Annotated in this window: 16 protein-coding genes and 8 tRNA genes; 19 read left to right on the top strand and 5 right to left on the bottom strand. The window is 39.3% G+C overall.

The annotated features are described in order from the left end of the window. Positions 1-6 precede the first annotated feature (6 nt). The 6 genes from H5122_RS18565 to H5122_RS18540 all read left to right on the top strand — a co-directional run bounded on the left by H5122_RS18565 (position 7) and on the right by H5122_RS18540 (position 5,884). Positions 7-1,188 carry a cystathionine beta-lyase gene (locus H5122_RS18565; protein ID WP_182682276.1) on the top strand — a complete coding sequence of 394 codons (1,182 nt, stop codon included), beginning with the start codon at positions 7-9 and terminating at the stop codon, positions 1,186-1,188. Positions 1,189-1,331: 143 nt separating this feature from the next. After that, positions 1,332-2,159: an ABC transporter permease gene (locus H5122_RS18560; protein WP_182682275.1), complete on the top strand. Its 828-nt coding sequence runs from the start codon at positions 1,332-1,334 to the stop codon at positions 2,157-2,159. Next, positions 2,156-3,064, top strand: coding sequence for an ABC transporter ATP-binding protein (locus H5122_RS18555; protein ID WP_182682274.1), 909 nt, complete (start codon positions 2,156-2,158; stop codon positions 3,062-3,064). Before H5122_RS18560 ends, H5122_RS18555 begins: the two co-directional genes overlap by 4 nt. Continuing rightward, on the top strand, positions 3,064-3,438 hold the full coding sequence (locus tag H5122_RS18550) for a PH domain-containing protein (protein ID WP_007377979.1): 375 nt from the start codon (positions 3,064-3,066) through the stop codon (positions 3,436-3,438). Before H5122_RS18555 ends, H5122_RS18550 begins: the two co-directional genes overlap by 1 nt. Positions 3,439-3,637: 199 nt before the next feature. After that, positions 3,638-4,432 (top strand): putative porin, encoded by a 795-nt coding sequence (locus tag H5122_RS18545; RefSeq protein ID WP_002962833.1) that lies wholly within the window; start codon positions 3,638-3,640, stop codon positions 4,430-4,432. Between the two features lie 648 nt (positions 4,433-5,080). Continuing rightward, positions 5,081-5,884: a putative porin gene (locus H5122_RS18540; protein ID WP_182682273.1), complete on the top strand. Its 804-nt coding sequence runs from the start codon at positions 5,081-5,083 to the stop codon at positions 5,882-5,884. Positions 5,885-5,950: 66 nt separating this feature from the next. Here the strand turns inward: H5122_RS18540 and H5122_RS18535 are convergent, their stop codons facing one another. Then, positions 5,951-7,798, bottom strand: a complete 1,848-nt coding sequence (locus H5122_RS18535; RefSeq protein WP_182682272.1) for a M2 family metallopeptidase — start codon at positions 7,796-7,798, stop codon at positions 5,951-5,953. 167 nt (positions 7,799-7,965) lie between these two features. Here H5122_RS18535 and H5122_RS18530 point away from each other — a divergent pair, with 167 nt between their 5' ends. After that, positions 7,966-10,242, top strand: coding sequence for an acyl-CoA dehydrogenase (locus H5122_RS18530; protein ID WP_182682271.1), 2,277 nt, complete (start codon positions 7,966-7,968; stop codon positions 10,240-10,242). A gap of 438 nt (positions 10,243-10,680) precedes the next feature. On the opposite strand, the gene H5122_RS18525 is transcribed toward H5122_RS18530, so the two are convergent. Beyond that, entirely contained in the window at positions 10,681-11,115 is a 435-nt protein-coding gene (locus H5122_RS18525) for a hypothetical protein (protein ID WP_182682270.1), read from the bottom strand. 142 nt (positions 11,116-11,257) lie between these two features. Further along, positions 11,258-12,226, bottom strand: coding sequence for a cysteine synthase A (gene cysK / locus H5122_RS18520; RefSeq protein WP_002963138.1), 969 nt, complete (start codon positions 12,224-12,226; stop codon positions 11,258-11,260). A 362-nt stretch (positions 12,227-12,588) separates the two neighbouring features. Between cysK and H5122_RS18515 the strand changes: the two genes are divergently transcribed. From H5122_RS18515 to H5122_RS18460, 12 genes are all read left to right on the top strand, one after another. Further along, positions 12,589-13,740, top strand: coding sequence for a dicarboxylate/amino acid:cation symporter (locus H5122_RS18515; protein ID WP_002963137.1), 1,152 nt, complete (start codon positions 12,589-12,591; stop codon positions 13,738-13,740). Positions 13,741-13,848: 108 nt separating this feature from the next. Continuing rightward, positions 13,849-14,499, top strand: coding sequence for a UvrY/SirA/GacA family response regulator transcription factor (gene uvrY / locus H5122_RS18510; RefSeq protein WP_002963136.1), 651 nt, complete (start codon positions 13,849-13,851; stop codon positions 14,497-14,499). Positions 14,500-14,508: 9 nt separating this feature from the next. After that, the gene (gene uvrC / locus H5122_RS18505) at positions 14,509-16,332 is read left to right on the top strand and encodes an excinuclease ABC subunit UvrC (protein ID WP_182682269.1); all 1,824 of its coding nucleotides are present in this window, start codon (positions 14,509-14,511) and stop codon (positions 16,330-16,332) included. Positions 16,333-16,374: 42 nt separating this feature from the next. Next, on the top strand, positions 16,375-16,920 hold the full coding sequence (gene pgsA / locus H5122_RS18500; protein WP_182682268.1) for a CDP-diacylglycerol--glycerol-3-phosphate 3-phosphatidyltransferase: 546 nt from the start codon (positions 16,375-16,377) through the stop codon (positions 16,918-16,920). Between the two features lie 212 nt (positions 16,921-17,132). Beyond that, positions 17,133-17,208: transfer RNA gene (locus H5122_RS18495), tRNA-Gly, on the top strand. A 31-nt stretch (positions 17,209-17,239) separates the two neighbouring features. Continuing rightward, positions 17,240-17,313 (top strand) — tRNA-Cys (locus tag H5122_RS18490). 37 nt (positions 17,314-17,350) lie between these two features. After that, positions 17,351-17,437, top strand: a tRNA-Leu gene (locus H5122_RS18485). A 64-nt stretch (positions 17,438-17,501) separates the two neighbouring features. Continuing rightward, a tRNA-Gly gene (locus H5122_RS18480) sits at positions 17,502-17,577 on the top strand. A gap of 39 nt (positions 17,578-17,616) precedes the next feature. Then, positions 17,617-17,703: transfer RNA gene (locus H5122_RS18475), tRNA-Leu, on the top strand. 49 nt (positions 17,704-17,752) lie between these two features. Beyond that, positions 17,753-17,828, top strand: a tRNA-Gly gene (locus H5122_RS18470). A gap of 19 nt (positions 17,829-17,847) precedes the next feature. After that, a tRNA-Cys gene (locus H5122_RS18465) sits at positions 17,848-17,921 on the top strand. A gap of 38 nt (positions 17,922-17,959) precedes the next feature. After that, positions 17,960-18,046: transfer RNA gene (locus H5122_RS18460), tRNA-Leu, on the top strand. 469 nt (positions 18,047-18,515) lie between these two features. On the opposite strand, the gene H5122_RS18455 is transcribed toward H5122_RS18460, so the two are convergent. Beyond that, positions 18,516-20,114, bottom strand: coding sequence for a BCCT family transporter (locus H5122_RS18455; RefSeq protein WP_182682267.1), 1,599 nt, complete (start codon positions 20,112-20,114; stop codon positions 18,516-18,518). 164 nt (positions 20,115-20,278) lie between these two features. Then, positions 20,279-21,694, bottom strand: a complete 1,416-nt coding sequence (locus H5122_RS18450) for a sodium:alanine symporter family protein (protein ID WP_182682266.1) — start codon at positions 21,692-21,694, stop codon at positions 20,279-20,281. Between the last annotated feature and the right edge of the window lie 662 nt (positions 21,695-22,356).

The following is a 22,356-nucleotide window of genomic DNA, read 5'->3' as shown; positions in this document are numbered from 1 at the left end:
TTAATAATGTCGAGTAAAAGTAATAAAAACACTCAGCTGGTATCATCAGGGCGAAAAAAAGCCTATACACATGGCGTAGTCAATCCCGTTGTACAGCGTGCATCTACCATTGTATTTGATACTGTAGCCGATTTAAAAGAAGCAGCTAAAACCCGTGGCGATAAAACGTTATTTTATGGGCGCCGAGGAACAACAACACACTTTGCGCTACAAGAAGCGATTACAGAACTTGAAGGCGGCGAAGGGTGTGCATTGTACCCTTGTGGCGCTGCGGCGATCAGCCAAGTATTTTTATCGTTTTTAAAAACCGGTGATCATATTTTAATGGTTGATAACGTGTACGAACCAACTCGTGATTTTTGCGATAAAATTTTAGTGGGGCTGGGTATTACAACAACCTATTACCCGCCAACCATTGGCGCAGGTATTAAAGATTACATTCAGCCAAATACTAAAGTGTTGTTTTTAGAATCTCCAGGTTCTATTACGATGGAAGTGCAAGATGTGCCCGCTATGGTAAAAGAAGCCAATGAGCACAACGTAATGACCATGCTTGATAATACCTACGGTAACGGTCTGCATTATCGCCCGTTAGAGCACGGTGTTGATATTAGTATTCAAGCTGCAACAAAGTATATTGTTGGCCATTCAGACGTGATGATGGGGGTGGCTGTTGCTAATAAAAAGTATTGGCCAACCTTGCGCGAAAACTCATACTTACTAGGGCAATGTACCAGTGCCGATGATGCGTATTTAGCACTTAGAGGCCTGCGTACAATGGGTGTGCGTTTAAATCAACATGAAAAAGCAGCAATAGAAGTAGCTAAATGGCTCGAGCAACATGAGCTTGTTGATCATATTCGACACCCTGCATTTGAAAGCTGCCCAGGGCATGAGTTTTTTAAACGTGACTTTGATGGCAGTAATGGGTTGTTTTCATTTGTGATGAAAACCGGCAATCAAAAAGCGATTGATGCCTTTTTAGATAGTCTTGAGCATATTAAAATGGGCTTTTCGTGGGGCGGTTTTGAAAGTTTGGTAACGGCTAATTTAACCATGAAAGGGTTGCGCTCAAATACAGGTTGGGATTTAGGGCCGGTTATTCGCTTGCACATAGGTCTTGAAGATGTAGAAGATTTAATTAGCGATTTAAGCCAAGCACTTGAGGTTTATAAGCGGCATTTATAATTTATATCGCAATTTATACTGTTACATTTAAATGTATTGTTACAAAGCTCACCACAGGTGGGCTTTTTTTTGCTGGTAATTCAAGGTGTTTACACTTAGTGTGGATAAATACACAGAAAATAAAAAGTCATTAAGGATAGTCAATGGCAACATCATTACCGATAAACGTAGGACGATTAACGCAAATAGCGGGATTTGAGCTTGTACGTATGTTTTTAACTAAACGTGGACTTATTGCATTAGCTGCCTTTGCATTGGTGTGGCTAATAATACTGCGCTACCCAATAGGGCAGGCAGTAGGCATTGTAAGTGCCCCCGATTTTGAGCAAATAGCCCGTGATATATCAGGTTCTATTGGTTTAAGTAAATTATTGGATTGGCCTGAGGCCGAATTTGCTATGTACTGGTTAATAGCCCTTTATAGCTTTCCCGTTTTTGGTTTATTTATTTGTAGCGACCAAACGGTAGGCGATAGAGAGCGCGGCACACTAAGGTTTTTATCACTGCGCTCCACTCGCTTTGAAATACTGTTTGGCCGTTTTTTAGGGCAGCTAGGAGTATTAGCATGTTTGGTGGGTATAACGCTTGTGGCTACACTCGCGGTATTGGGTTTTAGAGATCCAAGTTTACTGGCTGGTGGTTTTGCTCGTGCGCTTTCTATATTTTTAATATTAGTGATTACTCTGTGCCCATTTGTAGCACTAATGACGTTAATTAATACCTTTGCTCGCTCATCGCGTTTATCTATTGTATTGGCAATTTTATATTTTGCAGCAGGAGGTATTGTTGTGGGAATACTACAATGGCAAATACCCGCATTAGGCTTGCTTGATTATTTATTTCCGGGTGTGCAAATAGAGCTATTAGCGGGGCAAAATTTACCATTATTGAGCGCTGTGGCTATTCCCCTTGTGCAAACAGCGGTATTACTAAGCGTTGCTCAACGTATTTTTGCAAGGAGCTCACTATGAGACCATTAATTACAGCTAGCGGTTTGAGTAAATCGTATGGTGCAAAACTTGCGCTTAATAATGTGAACTTTGAAATTAACAAAGGCGCGCCAGTGGCACTTGTTGGACCAAATGGTGCGGGTAAAACTACCTTATTTAGTTTGTTGTGCGGCTATATAGCGCCAAGTAAAGGCAGCCTTGAAATATTAGGACATAAGCCAGGTAGCGCTGCTTTATTTAATAAAGTAAGTGCATTACCGCAAGACGCGCAACTTGACCCTCGCTTTAATATAGATAAGCAACTCGCCTTTTATGCAAAGCTGCAAGGTATGGGTGCTAAGCAAAGCCAAACTGAGGCGCTACGTGTACTTGATTTAGTTGGCTTAAAAGAAATTGCAAAGCAGCGTGCGGGGGATTTATCGCACGGTATGCGCAAGCGCGTTACGATAGCGCAAGCACTTATTGGCGCACCACAAATTGTAATGCTTGATGAAGCAACCGCAGGGCTTGATCCGATTCATGCCAGAGAAGTACGTGAGCTGGTATCAGAATTAAGTGAACAGGCTACATTTATTTTAAGCTCTCACGATTTAACTGAGCTTGAGCGACTATGCTCACAGGTACTTCATTTAGATAAAGGCGTACTAAGCGAGCATCAAACAAAAACTAATAATACCGATAAACACTTTTATACATTAATGCTAAGCGAGGCTTATCAAAATGTTGAGCAACAGCTTCAAGCAATTGCAGGTGTGAGTCGTGTGTATATGAGCCAACATAAAGAGTATGTAGTTGAGTATCAGCCAACGAGCGATCCACTTGATATTGCACTACTGAATTTTTGTCATCAACAACACTGGCAGTACCGACAGTTAGTTAATGGTCATACATTAGAGAATCAAATATTTAAACAGGAGAAAGTATAATGGGTTTACTTAGCGGACTTATGGGTAATGCAAGCGAAGTTGACGATTCTGATTTAGAAAAAATCCTCGCCAATACATTAATTGACGGCGAGCAAGTAGAAAAAGCATATAAAGTAGTACGTGATATGTTTATTTTTACTAATAAGCGCTTAATCTTAATTGATAAGCAAGGTATGACCGGTTCTAAAATGGAAATGGTGAGTATTGCTTACTCTAAAATTACCAAGTTTAGTAAAGAAAGTGCAGGCCATTTTGACTTAGATGCTGAGCTAAAAATATGGGTTGGCTCAGATCCTACTCCTATTAGTAAAGAGTTTAAGTCGGGCGATAATATTAACGATGTTTACCGAATTATTAGCCAACACGCGCTTTAATACGGTACATGTTTTAAGTAGTTGTTGACTAGATGTTGCAACTACTTTAATTTTACAGTTTACAACACTTCCTTACAATTAACTTAATAAATACAACTGGTTAGTTAAGTTTTCATTCAGTTTCCTAACGTTAGCATGTGCCTCGACTTTAGCAATACAGCTAGAGCATAAAAAGCAATGTACATAGGGAAGTCTTACAATGAAAAAATTAGCAGTTATTATTTCGAGCATTTTATTATCTAGCACTGCGGCTGCTGCAGACAGCTATAATTCAATTAGTAACCTAAGCTACAAAAATAGCGATAACAACGACACCGTTGCTGTAGATTCTATTTACTACTTATCTCCTAAAAAAACTTTAGGTCCGTACGATCAGTTTGAATACATCAATAAACAAACTAACGTATATGGTGGCTACGCTGATGACGACTTTGGCGATTTAACATCGGTTGGTGGTGAATACTTTATTAATGAATTTGTTGTTGGCGCATCTTACGAAAACCTAGACCCAGATTCAGGTTCTAACAGTGAGCTTTATAAACTGACGGGTGGTTACTTTTTCAACCCTGATTTACTTGCAAAAGTAACATTAGTTGAAAACAAAGACGGCGACGATTACGCATTATTTGATTTAGCTTACAACTACATGCTAAACAGCACAGATTACGTAGGTGTTACACTTACATCAGACGACGATTTTGATTACCGTGCAGTTGCTGCTAAATACTTTATTGATTTACAGCAAGGTAACTACCTAACTTTTGAAGGTAAATACGAAAGCATTGATGACGCAGAAAACCAATGGGTAGCAGAAACTAACTACTACTTCTCAAAAGCAACATCTGTATTTGCTAACTACAACAAGCAAGACACTTACAGCTTTGGTGCTCAGCACTTCATCAATAAAAATATTGGCGTAAAGGTGGGTTACGAAAACAACGCTGATGATTCTGACAACGATGCGTACTTTGCTAACATGCGTTTTCAGTTTTAATTAAGTCCCGTACTTAGTTAATACAAAAGTAATATCAAAAGCCCGCTAAATTTAGCGGGCTTTGTCGTTTTAAATGTTTGATCTTTTACTAACCATAATTACGGCTTTTATTATGCTCATCTAAATAACCCCTTTAAGTTATAAATAGAGTTGCCATAAATGGCTAGATTGTTATTAAAGCCATTAAGTAGAGTCGATGATAATAGCCATAAAATAATGAGTATTGGAGTTTTTTTTGCTGGTAAATAATGGTTACTGGAAAAAACAGATAAAAATATGCACTTATACAAACCTATTTTTTATTATAAATTCAGAAATAATGAATTAAATATAGTCATTATTTTGAGAAATTAGAAAAATTTAGTTAGGGGAGGTTATATTGATGAGGTTTATCGAATAATTGAGTTGTGTTTAATTTAGCGACAATTTGTACCTTATTTGTTACTTTTTGAGTTTAAATGATGACAGGCTATTGTTACGTAGATTTTGATGATACCTATTGTTTACATTTGCTTGTAATTATTTACATTTTTAGTGGTTTTAATTTGACCTCTCATTCAGTTTTTGTTCATTTTTTTGGCGTTAGGATGCGCCCCGACTTTGGCTAGACAGCTGAGGCATAAAAGTAATATTTATAGGGAATTTAAAATGAAAAAATTAGCCGTTATCATTTCGAGCATTTTATTATCAAGCGCTGCAACCACTGCAATAGCTGCAGATACTTACCAATCAATCAGCCATGTAGGATACGTGGATGTAGATGGTGATGACACAGTAACTGTTGACTCAACTTATTATTTTTCTCCAAAAGCGACTTTAGGTCCTTACGATCAATTTGAATACATCAATAAGCAAACAAATGTTTATGGTGCATACAGTGATAATGATTTTGGAGATGTTACTAGCATTGGCGGTGAGTATTTTGTAGAAGATTTTGTATTAGGTGCACAGTACAATAATTTCGATAGTGATTTTGGCTCAAGCACGGATGTAATTGAACTTTCAGCTGGTTACTTCTTTAACCCAAACCTTGTATTAAAAGCAACGTTTGTAGATGTTGAAGATGCTGACAATCAGTTTGTGTTTGACCTAGCATATAACCACCAGTTAAACAGCACTGATTATATCGGCTTTACAGTAACAGCAGATGATGAGTTTGACTACCGTGCAGTAGCAGCTAAGTACTTTGTTGATTTACAGCAAGGTAACTACTTAACTGTTGAAGGTAAGTTTGAAGATGTTGATGGCGGTTCAAGTAACTGGGAATTAGCATCTAACTACTATTTCAGCAAAGCAACATCGGTTTTTGTTACAGTTAATAAAAATGATGATTACACTCTTGGTGCTCAACACTTTTTCAACAACAATGTTGGTTTAGAAGCAGGTTACGGCAATAACTGGGATGATTCTGATTATGATGCTTACTTTGCAAATGTAAGCTTACAGTTCTAATATAACTAAAATTAGAATATGAATAAAAAGCCCGCTCATTTGAGCGGGCTTTTTGTTCAGCGCTATTTACCAGCCGCAGTTGCGGCCTCCGTTTTGTTTATCTAAATATGTTTGTAATGGTGCAAAGTAATCGAGCATTGCTGTTGCATCCATTTGCGGCTTACCTGTTACAGTTTCAAGCGCTTCTTGCCAAGGGCGAGATGAACCCATTTCAAGCATAGCGTTTAGCCTATCCCCTGCTTCTTTTGAATTATAAATAGAGCAGCGATGAATGGCTTTATCGTTACCGGCAATTTCACATAAGCTGCGATGAAACTCAAATTGTAAAATATGCGCTAAAAAGTAACGTGTATAAGGCGTGTTGCCCGGAACGTGGTACTTAGCACCCGGATCAAAGTCGTTTTCGCTACGTGCGATAGGAGCTTGCACTCCTTGGTATTTTTCACGTAGTTCCCACCATGCTTTATTGTAGTTCTCTGGGGTTACTTCACCTGAAAATACCTGCCAACGCCATTGATCAACCATTAAGCTAAATGGCACAAAAGCCACTTTATCAAGTGCCATTTTCATCAATAGACCAATGTCTTTTGATTCATCAGGTACTTGCTCTAGTAAGCCAATTTCTTTTAAGTAGCCTGGTGTAACCGAAAGGGCAATGGTGTCGCCAATGGCTTCATGAAAACCATCGTTTGCACTTTCTTGATAAAATAAAGGTTGTTTATTATAAGCGCGTTGATAAAAGTTATGACCTAATTCATGGTGAATAACTGAAAACTCTTCGCCTGTGCGCTGAATACACATTTTAATGCGTAAATCGTCTTTACTATCGATATTCCATGCTGATGCATGACACTGCACATCTCTGTCTTTTGGTTTTACAAACAATGAACGCTCGTAAAATGTCTCTGGTAGTGCGTCAAAACCCATTGAGGTAAAAAAGTTTTCTGCCCCTTTGACCATTTTAAGTTCGTCGTAATTATTTTGAGCTAATAACTCGGTTACATCGTAACCCGGATCGGCGTTATCTGGTGCAACTACATCGTAAATATTACCCCATGCTTGCGCCCACATATTACCAAGTAAGTGCGCTGGTATTGGCTGATCTTGAGGTACGTTGTCGGTGCCGTACTTTTCACCTAGCTTTGCGCGAACATGGCAATGTAGCGAGTTATACAGTGGTTTAACTTGGCCCCAAATACGATCAAGCTCGGTGGTAAAGTCATCAGCAGGCATATCGTATTTACTGCGCCACATAGCACCCGTATCGGCATAACCAAGCTCTTTTGCACCTTCGTTGGTAAGTGCTACTTGTTGCTCGTAAAGTGGGCGCATGGGTTTTGATATTTCACGCCAACCTTGCCATAAATCAAGTAGTTCGTTGTAATCTCGGCTGGTGGCCATTTTTGAGGTCATGTCGCCAAGGCTTAAACAGCTGCCATCTTCTTTACAGTATTTACCTTTACCATATAGCCCGCCAAGCTCTGCGACAATTTGTGAAAGTTGCGCTGTTTTATCAGCGTCTTGTGGGGCAGGAAGTGTAAGTGCTAGTTTTAGTTTCTCAAGCTTACGGCGAGCATCGTAATCAAGCTCTAGTTCGTCGTATTTTGCAGCTTCATTTGCTAAACGCACGACTGTTTCGGTCATTTTACGGTTAACTTCAGCGGATAGAGCCGACGTATCATGAGTAATAAAGTTTGCGTAAATCCACTCTGCACGGCTCGATTCTAAATAAAGTGCACTCAGTTCTTTTTCTGTGTTTGTTATAAATGTATTTGCATCTTTAGCTGTTACAGCTTTTTTAGTGTGTTTTGAATCGGTAGTGTCGATAGATACTTGCGCATCGCAGGCCGTTAAAGCAAGAGTACTTGCTACCATTAAGGCGCTCATACTTAGTTTAAATCGAAAGGGGGTCATGTTATTCCTTTAATTTATTGTTATTAAAACGTTGATAATAGCAGTGATGTTTAAAACAATAAAATGAATGCGTTAAGGCTCACGACTCGTCGTGCAATGATTGTATTTAAATTAAGATGGGTCATAATTAAGTTACTATTTTCATTCAATGTGTAAGGAATGTGCGCATGTTAATATTTATAATATTGCTGGTCGTGGTGGTGATTATTTTTGCGGTTAAAGATATTCGCCTAAACTTGATTAGTCGTCCTACGTTTAAAATGTTCAAAAAGGTGCTTCCGCCATTATCGCAAACAGAGCGAGAGGCGATGGAAGCAGGTGATGTTTGGTGGGATGGTGAGTTATTTAGTGGTAACCCAGACTGGCAAAAACTGCACCGCTTTCCTAAACCAGAGCTTAGCGATAAAGAAAACGCATTTATGGCTAACCAAGTAGAAACCTTATTGGCGATGCTTGATGATTATCAAATTGTACAAAAAGACAAAGACTTACCAAAAGAAGTGTGGGATTACCTAAAAACAGAAGGTTTTTTTGCGCTGATCATTCCTGAAAAATTTGGCGGTCGTGAGTTCTCCGCAATTGCTAATTCAACGATAGTGTCAAAAATTTCGACTAAAAGCTTAACAGCCGCAGTCACTGTTATGGTGCCTAATAGCTTAGGTCCGGGCGAGTTACTTCTTCACTATGGTACTAAAGAGCAGCAAGATCGTTGGCTGCCAAGTTTAGCTAATGGTACAGATGTTCCTTGTTTTGCATTAACGGGGCCAGAGGCGGGCTCTGATGCTGGCAGCATTCCTGATTCAGGCGTGGTGTGTATGGGTGAGCACAATGGCGAGCAAGTAATGGGCCTGCGTTTAAATTGGTCAAAGCGTTACATTACACTTGCACCAGTGGCTACTGTACTCGGCTTAGCATTTAAAATGTATGACCCTGATGCTTTATTAGGTGATAAAAAAGAGCTAGGTATAACGTGTGCGCTTATACCAACCGATCATCCGGGTGTTGAAACAGGTGAGCGTCATTATCCGCTTAACATGGCCTTCATGAATGGTACCACTTACGGTAAAGATGTATTTATACCACTGGACTGGATCATTGGTGGTCAAGAGTGCGCAGGGCGTGGCTGGAGAATGCTTGTTGAGTGTTTAAGTGCAGGGCGCGGTATATCACTACCAGCGTTAAGTGCAGCAACTGGGCATTTAGCTTCAAAAATGACATCGGCATATGCCATGGTACGCCAGCAGTTTGGTGTATCAATTGGGCAATTTGAAGGCGTGCAAGAGGCACTTGCGCGTATTGGTGGTTTAACTTACACACTTGAGTCGTGCAGATTAATGACCGCAGGTGCGATTGATTTAAAATTAAGCCCATCGGTTGTAACAGCGATTGCTAAATACCATATGACAGAAATGGGTCGTACGGTAATGAATGATGCAATGGATATTCATTCAGGTAAAGGAATTCAAGTAGGGCCTAATAACTATTTGGCGCATGGCTACATGGGGATTCCAGTATCAATTACGGTAGAAGGGGCGAATATTCTAACGCGTAATTTAATGATATTTGGCCAAGGCGCAACGCGCTGCCACCCATTTGTTTTAAAAGAAATGGAAGCCGCTGCAATGGAAGATGACGACGCAGCACTTGAACAATTTGATGGTTTATTAATGAACCATATATTATTTGCAGCAAGTAATGCAGGCATGGCATTTGTGCATGGCTTAACACGTAGCTACTTTGCTAAAGCGCCTGTAGGTGGTGAAACGGCTATTTATTATAAGCAACTGAGCAGAATGAGCCGAGGCTTAGCTATTTGTACAGACGTGGCTATGTTAATGCTTGGCGGTGAGCTTAAACGTAAAGAAATGATATCAGCGCGTTTGGGTGATGTATTAAGTCATTTATACTTGGCATCAACTGTTTTAAAACGTTATGAAGATGAAGGGCGCCAACAAGCTGATTTACCATTTGTAAAATATGCAATTGAGAACTCATTATTTGAAATTGGCCAAGCGTTTAATGGCTTCTTTAAAAACTTTTCAAATCCGGTTGTTAATTTTATCCTTAAACGTATCGTGTTCCCGCTGGGAAACCATTACCACAGACCAAGTGATGAAATAGCACAAAGTATTTGCGAGCGTATGACTCAACCTGGTGTATTTAGAAACCGCTTAACGCATTTATGTTATGTAGATGAAAATGCAGGTACAGGGGTCATGGAAAGCGCATTTTTAGCTATGCATGATATGCAAGCGCAGTTTAAAGACTTAAAACAATGGCAGCGTAAGGGCAGTGTGCCTGCAACGCTTGATATTGAAGGTGCTATAAATTATGCGCTTGAAAATAAGTTGTTAGAGCAAACTGATGCAGATGCAATGCATCATGCTAATAAGCTACGTAAGAAAGCCATTGCAGTTGATAACTTTCAACCTGGTGAGCTGTAGCGCAGTACTTTAAATACTAGGGCGTGTTGAACCTTCGTGGTTGAATTTGCAGCAGGCTGTTTGGTTTTTAGGCAAGGCAGAGCCTATGTAGAGTGGTTATTCCCCATAAATAGGCGGTAACGCAGCATAAATGCCAAACATGCGCTGCCCTTTGGGTTCTTTCTAGGGACGATTAACTCTTTGTTGCCTACATGGATGTAGGTCAAGGGCGAGAGCAGGACGCGGAAGCTTTGCTCGGTTTTTACTTATTCTTACATGGATGTAAGCCAGTAGGGTAACGCAGAAGCAGTTACCGAGCTCACTAGGTTACAAACCTCGCGCCGCGATTAAATCGCCCCTAGATTGAACAAACTTCAATCCACAAAGATCAACACGCCCTAACTAAAGCGAAAAAGGCCTTACAAATGTAAGGCCTTTTTATGTTTAATTCAGTTGTTTTTAACGAGCGTAAGGGTCGGCAACAATTTTATCTATGTACCATTTGCCCTTTTTACGAAGCATTTTTACACTGCGCATTTCGTCAATTTTGTCACCATTTAAATAACCGGTAAAAATAAGGTTTATTTTAGCGTTATCGCCGTATTGTTCACGGACGCTCATATTGGTCATATCAACTTCAATGGTTACTTCATCGTATTGCATGTTTACTAAGTTACGGGAAAACTGTTTAGCGGTGCCGTAGGATTTCATTATACGTGTAAGGTTGGGGGTTGCCATGGTGCTGGCTTTTTGAAGGTCTTGCTGGTTATAAAGCGCATCAAAATAAGCGGTTGCTGTATCGCCAGGAGTGTCGCCGAGTGTTTTGTTATCGTCACCACAGGCTGATAAAAATAAACAGATGACCAAACTTAATAAACTCGTGATTTTTTTCATATTAATTATTATTAATTAGTTTTTTTAAAGTGTGTGGTTTATCTATGCAGATGTAAAGGTATGGCGGGTAATAAATAGAAAATTGGATAATAAATAATAAAAAAGGATGCCTAAAGCATCCTTCTAAAAATCTTAAAATTACTTATTGTACTAGCTCTTGTTCACTAAACTCTTCATCAAACATTGGGCTTGATAAGTAACGCTCAGTTGCACTAGGTAGGATAACAACAATATTTTTATCTGCGTTTTCAGGCTTTTCAGCAATTCGCTTAGCTGCAACAACCGCTGCACCTGACGAAATACCGACTAAAATACCTTCTTTTTTCATTAACTGATGTGCCATTGCAATGGCGTCTTCGTTAGATACAAGCTCTGCTCCATCAATTAAGTCCATATCTAGGTTGCCAGGAATGAAGCCAGCACCAATACCTTGGATTTTATGAGGACCAGGTTTAATTTCTTCACCGGCAAGCGTTTGGCTAATAACTGGAGAGTTAGTTGGCTCAACAGCAATAGATTTAACGTTTAGACCTTTTTCTGTTTTGAGGTAGCGGCTAACACCTGTAATAGTACCACCAGTACCAACACCGGCTACAAAAAAGTCTACTTTGCCATCAAGCGCATCATAAATTTCAGGGCCTGTTGTTTCAAAGTGAATTTTTGGGTTTGCAGGGTTTTCGAATTGTTGTAATAAAATATACTTATCAGGTGCTGTTGCTTGAATTTCTTTTGCTTTTTCAATTGCGCCATTCATACCTTTTGCACCGTCGGTAAGTACTAGATTTGCACCTAATGCTTTTAATAGCTTGCGACGTTCTAGGCTCATGGTGTTTGGCATAGTAAGCGTTAACTTGTAACCACGTGCTGCTGCAACAAATGCAAGTGCAATACCGGTGTTCCCAGATGTTGGTTCAATAAGTTCTTTACCTTCAACAAGCTGACCTGACTTTTCAGCTTCCCAAATCATCGATGCACCAATGCGGCATTTGATACTAAAGCTTGGATTACGAGATTCAACTTTAGCGTATACATTCCCACCTGTAACACGGTTAAGTTTTACCAGCGGTGTATTACCGATGCTTAGTGAGTTATCTTCAAAAATAGTAGACATAATGTTCCTTTGGATGCAATCTGATCAACGTGTTAATAGCCTTTGCTACTAAGTATATAAACACACTTTACTGTGAGTTTAAAAAAACTAAAGTAAAGTTTGGCTATAACATATATCTATTGGGCTTATAACCAGTCGAAATAAAAATCAATTATTAGCGGTGCTTTAGTTATTATAGGTGCGGGCTTAATTTAAAATTTAAAGAGTAAAACCTCGTTTAGTCAAAAAATGTTCAAAAGAGTATTGAATTAAGCTGTGTTTGTTCAATATTTGTGCATATGAATGTAACTTGAATAGTTTTATCACACAATGCGTCTAAAACATGATAAAAACACGTATCTAAATTCAATTAAGCAATCACAATGAAATTAATCTTAAAATTAATTGCCGGTATTGTGGCCGGTATCCTAGTTGGACTATATGTACCTATAACTGGTGTTGAACTTTTATTCACAGTAAAAGAGCTGATTGGTCAAATTATCTCCTTTACCATTCCACTTATTATATTATTTTTTATTGCATCAGGTATTGCAGGCCTACCAAAAGGGTCTGGTCACTTACTTGGTAAAACAGTCGGGTTTGCTTATAGCTCTACAATTATTGCCGGTACGCTTGCATTTTTATTAGTAAGTGCTGTTATCCCTTTTTTAAGCGGTGGTATTACATTCGAGGCAGAAGTTGCTACAGAAATTGGCAGCTTTATTGATTTAGAAATTCCACCTCTGATGGGGGTAATGACCGCATTAGTAACTGCTTTTGTATTTGGTATAGGCATGAGCCAATTAGAGCTGGATACGCTTAAAAAGGTGTCTGATCAGGGCCGTGATGTGATTGACGGATTATTATCAAAAGTAATTATTCCTGCTTTACCATTTTACATTGCAGGTGTATTTGCCGAAATGACGGTAGCGGGTACTGTGGTAGATACACTGCAAACATTTGGCGTAGTACTAATTGCAGCGCTTGTTATGCACTGGTTATGGTTAAGCGTTTTATATATAGCGACAGGTGTACTATTAAAACGTAATCCAATCGAATTAGTTAAAAATATGCTACCAGCTTACTTTACAGCGTTAGGTACTATGTCAAGTGCAGCAACGATTCCAGTATCGCTTCAATCAAGTAAAGCAAATAACGTTAAAGAAGATGTAGCTAACTTTACCGTACCACTTTGCGCGACTATTCACTTATCTGGCTCAACTATCACTATAGTAACCTGTGCAATGGCTGTTATGTTTTTATCGCCAAGCATGGAAGTCCCTTCATTAATGGGTATGCTACCGTTTATTATGATGTTAGGTGTAGTAATGATTGCAGCACCAGGTGCTCCAGGTGGCGCAGTTATGTCGGCGCTTGGTCTATTAACAAGCATGCTTGGGTTTAATGAAGGCGCGGTTGCATTAATGATTGCACTTTATTTGGCACAAGATAGCTTTGGTACTGCGTGTAATGTAACGGGTGATGGTATCATTGCGTTATGGGTTGACAGATTTAGCGAAAAATCGTCATCTTAAACTATTAGGGCGAGGCAATAATATTAGTTATTGTTTCGCTTTATGTATGTTACTGTGGCAAATTAATTTAATTAAATTGCATGTTGTTAGGTAAGTGAGGATGTTCCATTGATTAATGTACTTTTAGTTGATGACCATGAACTTGTACGAACAGGAATAAAGCGTATTCTTGATGATGTACGGGGGTTTAAAGTAATTGGTGAAGCTAAAACTGGCGAAGAGGCTGTACAGTTTTGTCGTCAGCATGCGCCAAACATAGTATTAATGGATATGAATATGCCAGGCATGGGCGGATTAGAAGCGACTAAAAAGATTTGTCGTTACTGCCCTGATGTAAAAATTATTGTGCTTACCGTTAACTGTGAAGACCCGTTTCCGAGTAAAGTAATGCAAATTGGTGCTCATGGCTTTTTAACTAAAGGTGCTGGCTCTGACGAAATGGTGCGTGCCATCCGTTGTGTTCATGCCGGTCAGCGTTATATTGCCCCTGAAATTGCACAGCAAATAGCACTTGCGCAAGTGACAGGTCGCACAGACGAAAATCCTTTTCAGAGCTTATCTGAACGCGAACTGCAAATTATGCTTATGATCACTAAAGGTGAAAAAGCACAAAATATAGCTGAGCGTTTAAACCTAAGTTCAAAAACAGTAAATAGCTATCGCTATCGTATGTTTGAAAAGCTAAATGTAGGTGGTGATGTTGAGCTTACCCATTTAGCAATTCGTCATAAAATGATTGATATAGACGTTTCGTACTAACTATAATTTATGTCTGAATTTGATCACGTACATTTTCTCAAAACGCTATCAAGTGAGCCGGGTGTATACCGCATGCTTGATAGTGACAACCAAGTTATTTATGTTGGTAAAGCTAAGCATTTAAAAAAGCGTGTGAGCAGTTACTTTAGAAGTAACATTACCGATAGCAAAACACGCGTTTTAGTGAGTAATATTTGTGACATCGAAGTCACACTCACTAATACTGAAACAGAAGCGCTGCTGCTTGAAAATAATCTAATAAAAAAATACCAGCCTCGCTACAACATATTATTACGCGACGATAAGTCGTATCCCTATATTTTATTAACTAGCCATAAACACCCTCGTTTAGCGTTTCATCGTGGCAGTCGTAAAATTAAAGGTGAGTACTTTGGGCCTTTTCCGAGCGCGGGAGCGGTATCTGAAAGCTTGCGGTTAATGCAAAAAATATTTCCTGTTCGTCAATGTGAAGATGCTTATTACCGCGCAAGAAGTCGCCCGTGTCTGCAATATCAGCTTAAGCGTTGTTCAGCTCCGTGTGTGAATAAAGTTACGGATGATGATTACAGCGAGCAAGTTGACTATGTCCGTAAGTTTTTAACGGGTAAATCTCACGAAGTTATTGCTGATTTAATAAAGAAAATGGAAGCAGCCAGCCTACAATTAAACTTTGAACTGGCGGCAAAAGTTCGCGACCAAATAATGCTACTTCGTAAAATGCAGGAGCAACAGTCTATATCAGGTAATTTTGCTGAAATGGACGTAGTTGGTTTTGCTCATTTAAATGGTTTAAATGGTATTCATTTATTAATGATCCGCGATCACAAAGTATTGGGTAGTAAAACGTATTTTCCAAAAGTACCTAAAGATTCAAGTGAGCAAGAAATATTGACTTCATTTTTAGGACAGTACTATTTAGCGCCAGGAGCAACAGGGCGTATTGCAAAAGAAATCATATTAGCGTTTGAAATAGAAGAGAGCGGGGCACTCGGTGAAGCACTCACACAAATAAGTGAGCGCAAAGTAACACTTAAAGTAGTTACCCGTGGTGAGCGTGCTCAATACTTACAACTGGCCAATAAAAATGCATTAAACAGTATCGCAGTTAAGCAAAGTACCCAAGACTCTATTAATAAACGTTATGCACAATTAAAAGCAACATTGCGACTTGATGATATTACACGAATGGAGTGTTTTGATATAAGCCACACTATGGGTGAGAACACTGTTGCAAGTTGTGTTGTATTTGACTCACAAGGCCCAAATACAAAAGAGTATAGGCGCTATAATGTAACGGGTATAACCGGTGGTGATGATTATGCTGCAATGGAGTTTGCACTTAATAAGCGTTACAACAAATTAGTAGATGAAGACAAAATTCCAGACGTTATCTTTATTGATGGTGGTAAGGGGCAACTGGGGCGCGCGGAGCAGTACTTTTCTAACTGGCCACATACAAAAATGCCTTTGTTAGTAGGTGTTGCTAAAGGTACTAGCCGTAAGCCTGGCCTTGAAACACTATTAATTGACGGTGGTCGAAAAACCATTCCTATGGATTCAGATGCACCTGCGCTACATTTAATACAGCATATACGTGATGAATCTCATCGTTTTGCAATTGCAGGGCATCGTAATAAACGCCAAAAACAACGTACGCAATCACTACTAGAAGAAATAAATGGAGTCGGTTCTAAGCGTCGGCAAACATTATTAAAATATTTAGGGGGCATGCAGGGAGTAAAAGCTGCTAATATAGAACAGTTAAAGAAAGTTCCTGGGATCAGCCCTGACATGGCTGAGAAGATATTTAACCATTTGCATGACAAGGGCTAGCCCTACATGCGAATATAGCAAAAAAGACATATCCAAGTAGTTATGTGGAATATTCCAAACACACTCACAACATTTAGACTTTTTCTTATCCCCGTTTTTTTGGTGATATTTTATTTGCCTTATAGCTGGGCTTTTTTTGTTGCCGCCTTTATTTTTTGGCTTGCATCAATCACCGATATACTAGACGGTTATTTAGCAAGAAAGCTTGAGCAATCAACCCCTTTTGGTGCTTTTTTAGATCCTGTTGCTGATAAAGTAATGGTATGTGCCGCACTTGTAGCGTTATCTGATCAGTACCAGTCAATGTACATGACAATACCTGCTCTTATTATAATAAGCCGTGAAATTATCATATCTGCACTTCGTGAATGGATGGCAGAGCAGGGTAAGCGTGGTAATGTCGCTGTATCAAACATGGGTAAAATTAAGACGGCTGCACAAATGTTAGCCATTATCGGTTTGATTTGGCAATATGATACATGGATGAACTATTTAAGTTTTGGACTACTGTACATTGCGACCTTTTTAACCTTGAGTTCTATGATGCAATATTTACGTGCAGCATGGGGTGAATTGACTAAAAATTAACTCTAAATGTATAATAACGCACCGTTTTAGATAAAAAACAAGCAAACAGTTCAAAACTAGCATTTTTTGTATTGACGCGTTTAATAATCTCTGTAGAATGCGTCCGTGTTGAGAGGGCATAGCCCCCGAGATAAACAAAACGGTAATTAATCAGTTACCTGAATGTTCACATAAATCATCATGTGCTAATTCAAATAACTGATAAATAAAATGCGGTACTAGCTCAGTTGGTAGAGCGCGACCTTGCCAAGGTCGAGGTCACGAGTTCGAGCCTCGTGTACCGCTCCAAGTTTATCTTAAGGTTAATACCCCGTACTGGGGCGGAATGGCAGAGTGGCCATGCACCGGATTGCAAATCCGTCTACCTCGGTTCGACTCCGGGTTCCGCCTCCATTTCAACACTCCACACGCTTTAATTAGCAAACTCGATGCCCGAGTGGTGGAATTGGTAGACACAAGGGATTTAAAATCCCTCGACTAACAAGTCGTGCCGGTTCAAGTCCGGCCTCGGGCACCACTTTGTGGTTTAATTGCATTACCAAGTGTAATTTATAAAATGGTTAATTTAGAATTAATATGATGCGGTACTAGCTCAGTTGGTAGAGCGCGACCTTGCCAAGGTCGAGGTCACGAGTTCGAGCCTCGTGTACCGCTCCATATTAGTTTTATCCACTTGCTTTAAATAGCAAACTCGATGCCCGAGTGGTGGAATTGGTAGACACAAGGGATTTAAAATCCCTCGACTAACAAGTCGTGCCGGTTCAAGTCCGGCCTCGGGCACCACTTTAAATTGTTTAACCAAGATAATTTAAAGTTGATAAAATAGTATTTTGCGGTACTAGCTCAGTTGGTAGAGCGCGACCTTGCCAAGGTCGAGGTCACGAGTTCGAGCCTCGTGTACCGCTCCAAATTATTTGGAAACATTTAGGCGGAATGGCAGAGTGGCCATGCACCGGATTGCAAATCCGTTTACCCCGGTTCGACTCCGGGTTCCGCCTCCATATAATTTACTCCACACGCTTTAATTAGCAAACTCGATGCCCGAGTGGTGGAATTGGTAGACACAAGGGATTTAAAATCCCTCGACTAACAAGTCGTGCCGGTTCAAGTCCGGCCTCGGGCACCATCTTTACTAAAATCCTCAGATAGAATTCACTTAAATTCTAAATTGCTTCTAATTTTAAAACATTCAAAAATTATTCTTACTTAAATTCTCTAATCTTATTTTTAATACTTACTTACCTTTAAAATCTATTTCTTTTTAATATCTTAGAGTTTCACCATCATACATTTATAAAGCTGCCTGTTTGTATTTAACCGTTACTACTTTTATCCCAGCTGGTTAATTAACTGAATTGGTATAAGAGCACCTGTTTATAACAGAGCAAAAAATCAGAACGCTGGTTATTTAATTTTCTTGGCAATTACTCCTGTACCTAAGTTTTAACGAGGGGTGGCATTAATGAATGTAATAGAAGTGCGGTGTCTAAAATAAATTTAAGGTAGGATTATAAGGAATGCGTTAAGCACTTAGTTATACCAATTGCGAAGATTTGATAAGCGACCCTTGAGGATCGCTTATAAAGGATAAATTGTTATTGCAGTTTACTCTGAGCTTTGTAAATTGGATACTCGCTCAACAAGCCTTGAATAAGCGCAACACACATTAAAATAAGTACTATTGAAAACGGCAAAGCTGTAGTAACTACGCCCGACTGAAGCGCTTGCAATGCTTGCGAGCCACCAACCCAGAGCAATACTGCTGCAATCACGCCTTCGACTGTAGCCCAAAATATACGTTGTGGCACTGGTGCATCTATTTTACCGCCCGCAGTTATACCATCTATTACAAGCGATCCTGAATCAGACGACGTTATAAAAAACACCAAAACGAGTGCTATAGAAATAATAGAAATAAAACTAGAAAGAGGTAACTGCTCGTATACTTGAAATAAAGTCACTGAGATATCAGTTAAACCATTTTGTCCAAGTGGGCCAACTTTATCTATAACTTGTGTAATTGCCATATTTCCGAATACGCCCATCCAAACCAAACTAATAAGCGTTGGTAGGCCAATGACGACGAGTAAAAACTCGCGTACAGTGCGCCCCTTTGAAACTCGGGCAATAAACATCCCAACAAACGGCGACCATGATATCCACCATGCCCAATAAAACACAGTCCAAGAGTGCATCCAATCTTCATCGGGTCTATTGAATGGATTGCTCAAAGGTACAAAGTGCTCTACGTACGCCCCAAGGGTAAACCAAACAGCAGTAATTGCATCAGAGAAAGTAAGGGCAATAACGGCTAATAATAAAATAAATGCACAAATTAAATTAACATTGCTCAGTACTTTAACACCCCCCTCAATACCTCTAATAACTGAGAAAATTGCAATGCACGTTACTAAACCAATAACAGATATTTGAAAAGCAGTCCCGTAATCAGTGCCTAACAGATAATTTATCCCGCTGGTAGCTTGTTGAGCGCCAAGGCCTAGCGATGTAGCTAAACCAAATAAAGTAGACAGTACAGCGAGTATATCTATGATATGACCGAGCCATCCCCAGGCGCGATCACCAAATAATGGATAAAAAACCGAACGTATAGATAAAGGAAGGCCTTTATTAAATGCAAAAAAAGCCAAGCTTAACCCAACAACTGCGTAAATCGCCCATCCATGTAAACCCCAGTGGTACATGGTTGCACCCAAAGCTAATGAGTGTGCTTGCGGTGAATTTGGCTCAACGCCCATAGGCATATGATACCAACCAGTATAATATGCAGTTGGCTCAGCAACTCCCCAAAACAGTAAGCCAATCCCCATTCCTGCCGCAAAGAGCATTGAAAGCCATGACATGTAACCATGTTCTGGACGAGCTTTTACGCCACCCAACCGAATTTTACCTAAAGGAGAAAATGCTAAAATAACGCAAAAGATCACAAAGGCATTGGCTAGTAACATAAAGTAACTATCAAATTGATTAATTATTGCGTCTTTAGTCGAGGTTAGTGCATCACGGGTAACGGTAGGGTCAAAAACTAGGGTAAGTATTACAAATAAAACAACTAAGAAGGCGCTTATACCAAATACTGGATTATGGATATCAAATCCCCACTTTTGTACATTATCTTGCCCAACTTGGTAATCAGTAGTGTCTATACTGTATTTTTTTGTCATGTCATCCATCGGATCTCCTTTTTATAGATAACTTAATTCATACATCCTACGTAATTAAATATAAAATAGTTTTAAAATTAATATAACTTTTATTTATAAGAAATGAGATGATTAAGCGTAGTATTTGTTATTTTTAGAACTAAAAAAGCGAGCCGTAGCTCGCTGATTATTTTCTATTCCCAGGCCTCTGGGTCAACCTCTTTAGCAAGTTTAGGATGATTACTTTTGTCAAAGGTGGGTATTAAGCCCTTTTTGCGTTGTTCGTTATAGTCTTTTGAAAGCCATACAACAACACCTGAAAGCATAAATAGCGCTATAACGTTTACAATGGCCATTAAACCCATTGATATATCTGCCAGCGTCCAAATTAAACCAAGCTCACCAACAGCACCAAACATCACCATACCTAAAACAACAAGTCTAAAGATAAACATACCTTTATTAGAGTTGTGCTCTAAAAACATTAAATTTGTTTCAGCGTAAGAGTAATTAGCCACAATAGAAGTAAAAGCAAAAAACAATATAGCAATGGCAATAAAGTAAGTACCCCAGTCGCCGACATGTTCTTGCAATGCTGCTTGTGTAAGTTCAATCCCCATAACACCAGATTCAGGTACTAATTGCTGCGATAGTAAAATAAGAGAAGCAGTCGCTGTACAAATAACAATAGTATCAATAAATACACCTAGCATTTGCACATAACCTTGTGATGCTGGATGAGGAGGGTAAGGTGTCGCAGTGGCTGCAGCATTAGCTGCACTACCCATACCAGCTTCGTTTGAGAATAAGCCACGCTTTATACCTTGGATCATAGCTTGTGTAACACCATAACCAATTGCACCTGCACCAGCTTGTTCAATACCAAAAGCACTTTTTATAATAAGCACTAGCACATCAGGTAGTGTAGTAAAGTTAATGGCGCATACATAAAGTGCAACCAGCAGGTAAGCTAATGCCATAAATGGCACAACCATTTCAGCAAAGCGAGAAATTGTTTTTAGGCCACCAAAAATAATGATGCCAGAGCCAATAACCAAGCAAATGCCTACTATATACTTAGGTACATCAAACGCTACTTCAAATGCTGCAGCAATAGAGTTTGACTGTACTGCGTTAAATACTAAACCAAAGGCTAAAATTAAACATAACGAGAATAAAGTCCCCATCCAGCGTTGACCTAAACCGTTTTGCATATAATAAGCAGGGCCACCTCTAAAATTACCATCTGCATCTTTTGTTTTATAAGCCTGAGCTAAAGTACTCTCGGCAAAACTTGTAGCCATACCTATTAATGCAATAAGCCACATCCAGAAAATAGCACCTGGGCCACCTAGGTATAAGGCGACAGCAACACCTGCCATATTACCAGTACCGACACGAGCTGCTAATGAAGTACAAAAAGCCTGAAAGGATGAAATTTCGTCATCGGCACATTTACGAGAACCAAACATAACTTTGAACATATGTGGGAATTGCACAAATTGAATAAAGCCTAGTCGAAAAGTAAAGAAGAGGCCCGCTGCTATTAATAAGTAGACGAGAACTTGCCCCCATAGAAGGGCACTTATACTATTTATTATGTCTGTCATGGATACTGCCTAAATACATGAGTTAAAAAAAGTGACCGCAACTTATCACATCAGGATAAAAGTGTTTAGTTTTAAAGTTCAAAAACAGAGTTATCAACAGGGGTTTGTGGGTAACTTGTGTCTATCGTGTGCGCTTGCTTGGGGCTTAATTTTAATTACTGTTTTATGCAAATAACGCTTGCGTAAAATCCGCCGCTCCCTATAATGCGACCACACTGAGACGGGAAACGCCAACGCATAGCGAGGCACGAACTACTCAGAGAGTTAAATAAAACTTCGGTTTTAAATCTTCCAAAAGAAAGTTTAAAACAAAGTGTTGACTCGAAAAATAAAGGGTGTATTATTCGCATCCCTTGAGTCGCTAAAGCGACTCAAACGTTCTTTAACAATATAAAGCAATCATCTGTGTGGGCACTCGTACAGATTGAGTTCTAACAGCCAAACTACTTAGGTAGCGAGGCAAACAAATTAGAGTCTCAATTGAAACTGAGTGACCATATGTTATTAAAAGATTCAGCCTTGAGCTGTTTTGATTTTACTTTTTTAAAAGTGAAAATAATAACGCACAGTCAATTCGTTTTTGGCAACAAAAACAAAAATTCAGAATTCATTGAGCTGTCGAAAGACATAAAACTTTTTAATTGAAGAGTTTGATCATGGCT

The organism is Pseudoalteromonas sp. SG43-8 (genome assembly GCF_014164245.1).
Taxonomy (GTDB): Bacteria; Pseudomonadota; Gammaproteobacteria; order Enterobacterales; family Alteromonadaceae; genus Pseudoalteromonas; species Pseudoalteromonas distincta.
The sequence above is the reverse complement of the archived record's forward strand: the minus strand, read 5'-3'. Positions and strand labels throughout refer to the sequence as shown.

Excerpts from the sequence above, each read along its gene's own strand:
- H5122_RS18545 (WP_002962833.1), top strand. The coding sequence starts at position 3,638 with ATGAAAAAATTAGCAGTTATTATTTCGAGCATTTTATTATCTAGCACT.
- H5122_RS18535 (WP_182682272.1), bottom strand. The coding sequence starts at position 7,798 with ATGACCCCCTTTCGATTTAAACTAAGTATGAGCGCCTTAATGGTAGCA.
- H5122_RS18565 (WP_182682276.1), top strand. The coding sequence starts at position 7 with ATGTCGAGTAAAAGTAATAAAAACACTCAGCTGGTATCATCAGGGCGA.
- H5122_RS18560 (WP_182682275.1), top strand. The coding sequence starts at position 1,332 with ATGGCAACATCATTACCGATAAACGTAGGACGATTAACGCAAATAGCG.
- cysK (WP_002963138.1), bottom strand. The coding sequence starts at position 12,226 with ATGTCTACTATTTTTGAAGATAACTCACTAAGCATCGGTAATACACCG.
- H5122_RS18555 (WP_182682274.1), top strand. The coding sequence starts at position 2,156 with ATGAGACCATTAATTACAGCTAGCGGTTTGAGTAAATCGTATGGTGCA.
- pgsA (WP_182682268.1), top strand. The coding sequence starts at position 16,375 with ATGTGGAATATTCCAAACACACTCACAACATTTAGACTTTTTCTTATC.
- H5122_RS18525 (WP_182682270.1), bottom strand. The coding sequence starts at position 11,115 with ATGAAAAAAATCACGAGTTTATTAAGTTTGGTCATCTGTTTATTTTTA.
- H5122_RS18450 (WP_182682266.1), bottom strand. The coding sequence starts at position 21,694 with ATGACAGACATAATAAATAGTATAAGTGCCCTTCTATGGGGGCAAGTT.
- H5122_RS18550 (WP_007377979.1), top strand. The coding sequence starts at position 3,064 with ATGGGTTTACTTAGCGGACTTATGGGTAATGCAAGCGAAGTTGACGAT.
- H5122_RS18515 (WP_002963137.1), top strand. The coding sequence starts at position 12,589 with ATGAAATTAATCTTAAAATTAATTGCCGGTATTGTGGCCGGTATCCTA.
- H5122_RS18530 (WP_182682271.1), top strand. The coding sequence starts at position 7,966 with ATGTTAATATTTATAATATTGCTGGTCGTGGTGGTGATTATTTTTGCG.
- H5122_RS18455 (WP_182682267.1), bottom strand. The coding sequence starts at position 20,114 with ATGGATGACATGACAAAAAAATACAGTATAGACACTACTGATTACCAA.
- H5122_RS18540 (WP_182682273.1), top strand. The coding sequence starts at position 5,081 with ATGAAAAAATTAGCCGTTATCATTTCGAGCATTTTATTATCAAGCGCT.
- uvrC (WP_182682269.1), top strand. The coding sequence starts at position 14,509 with ATGTCTGAATTTGATCACGTACATTTTCTCAAAACGCTATCAAGTGAG.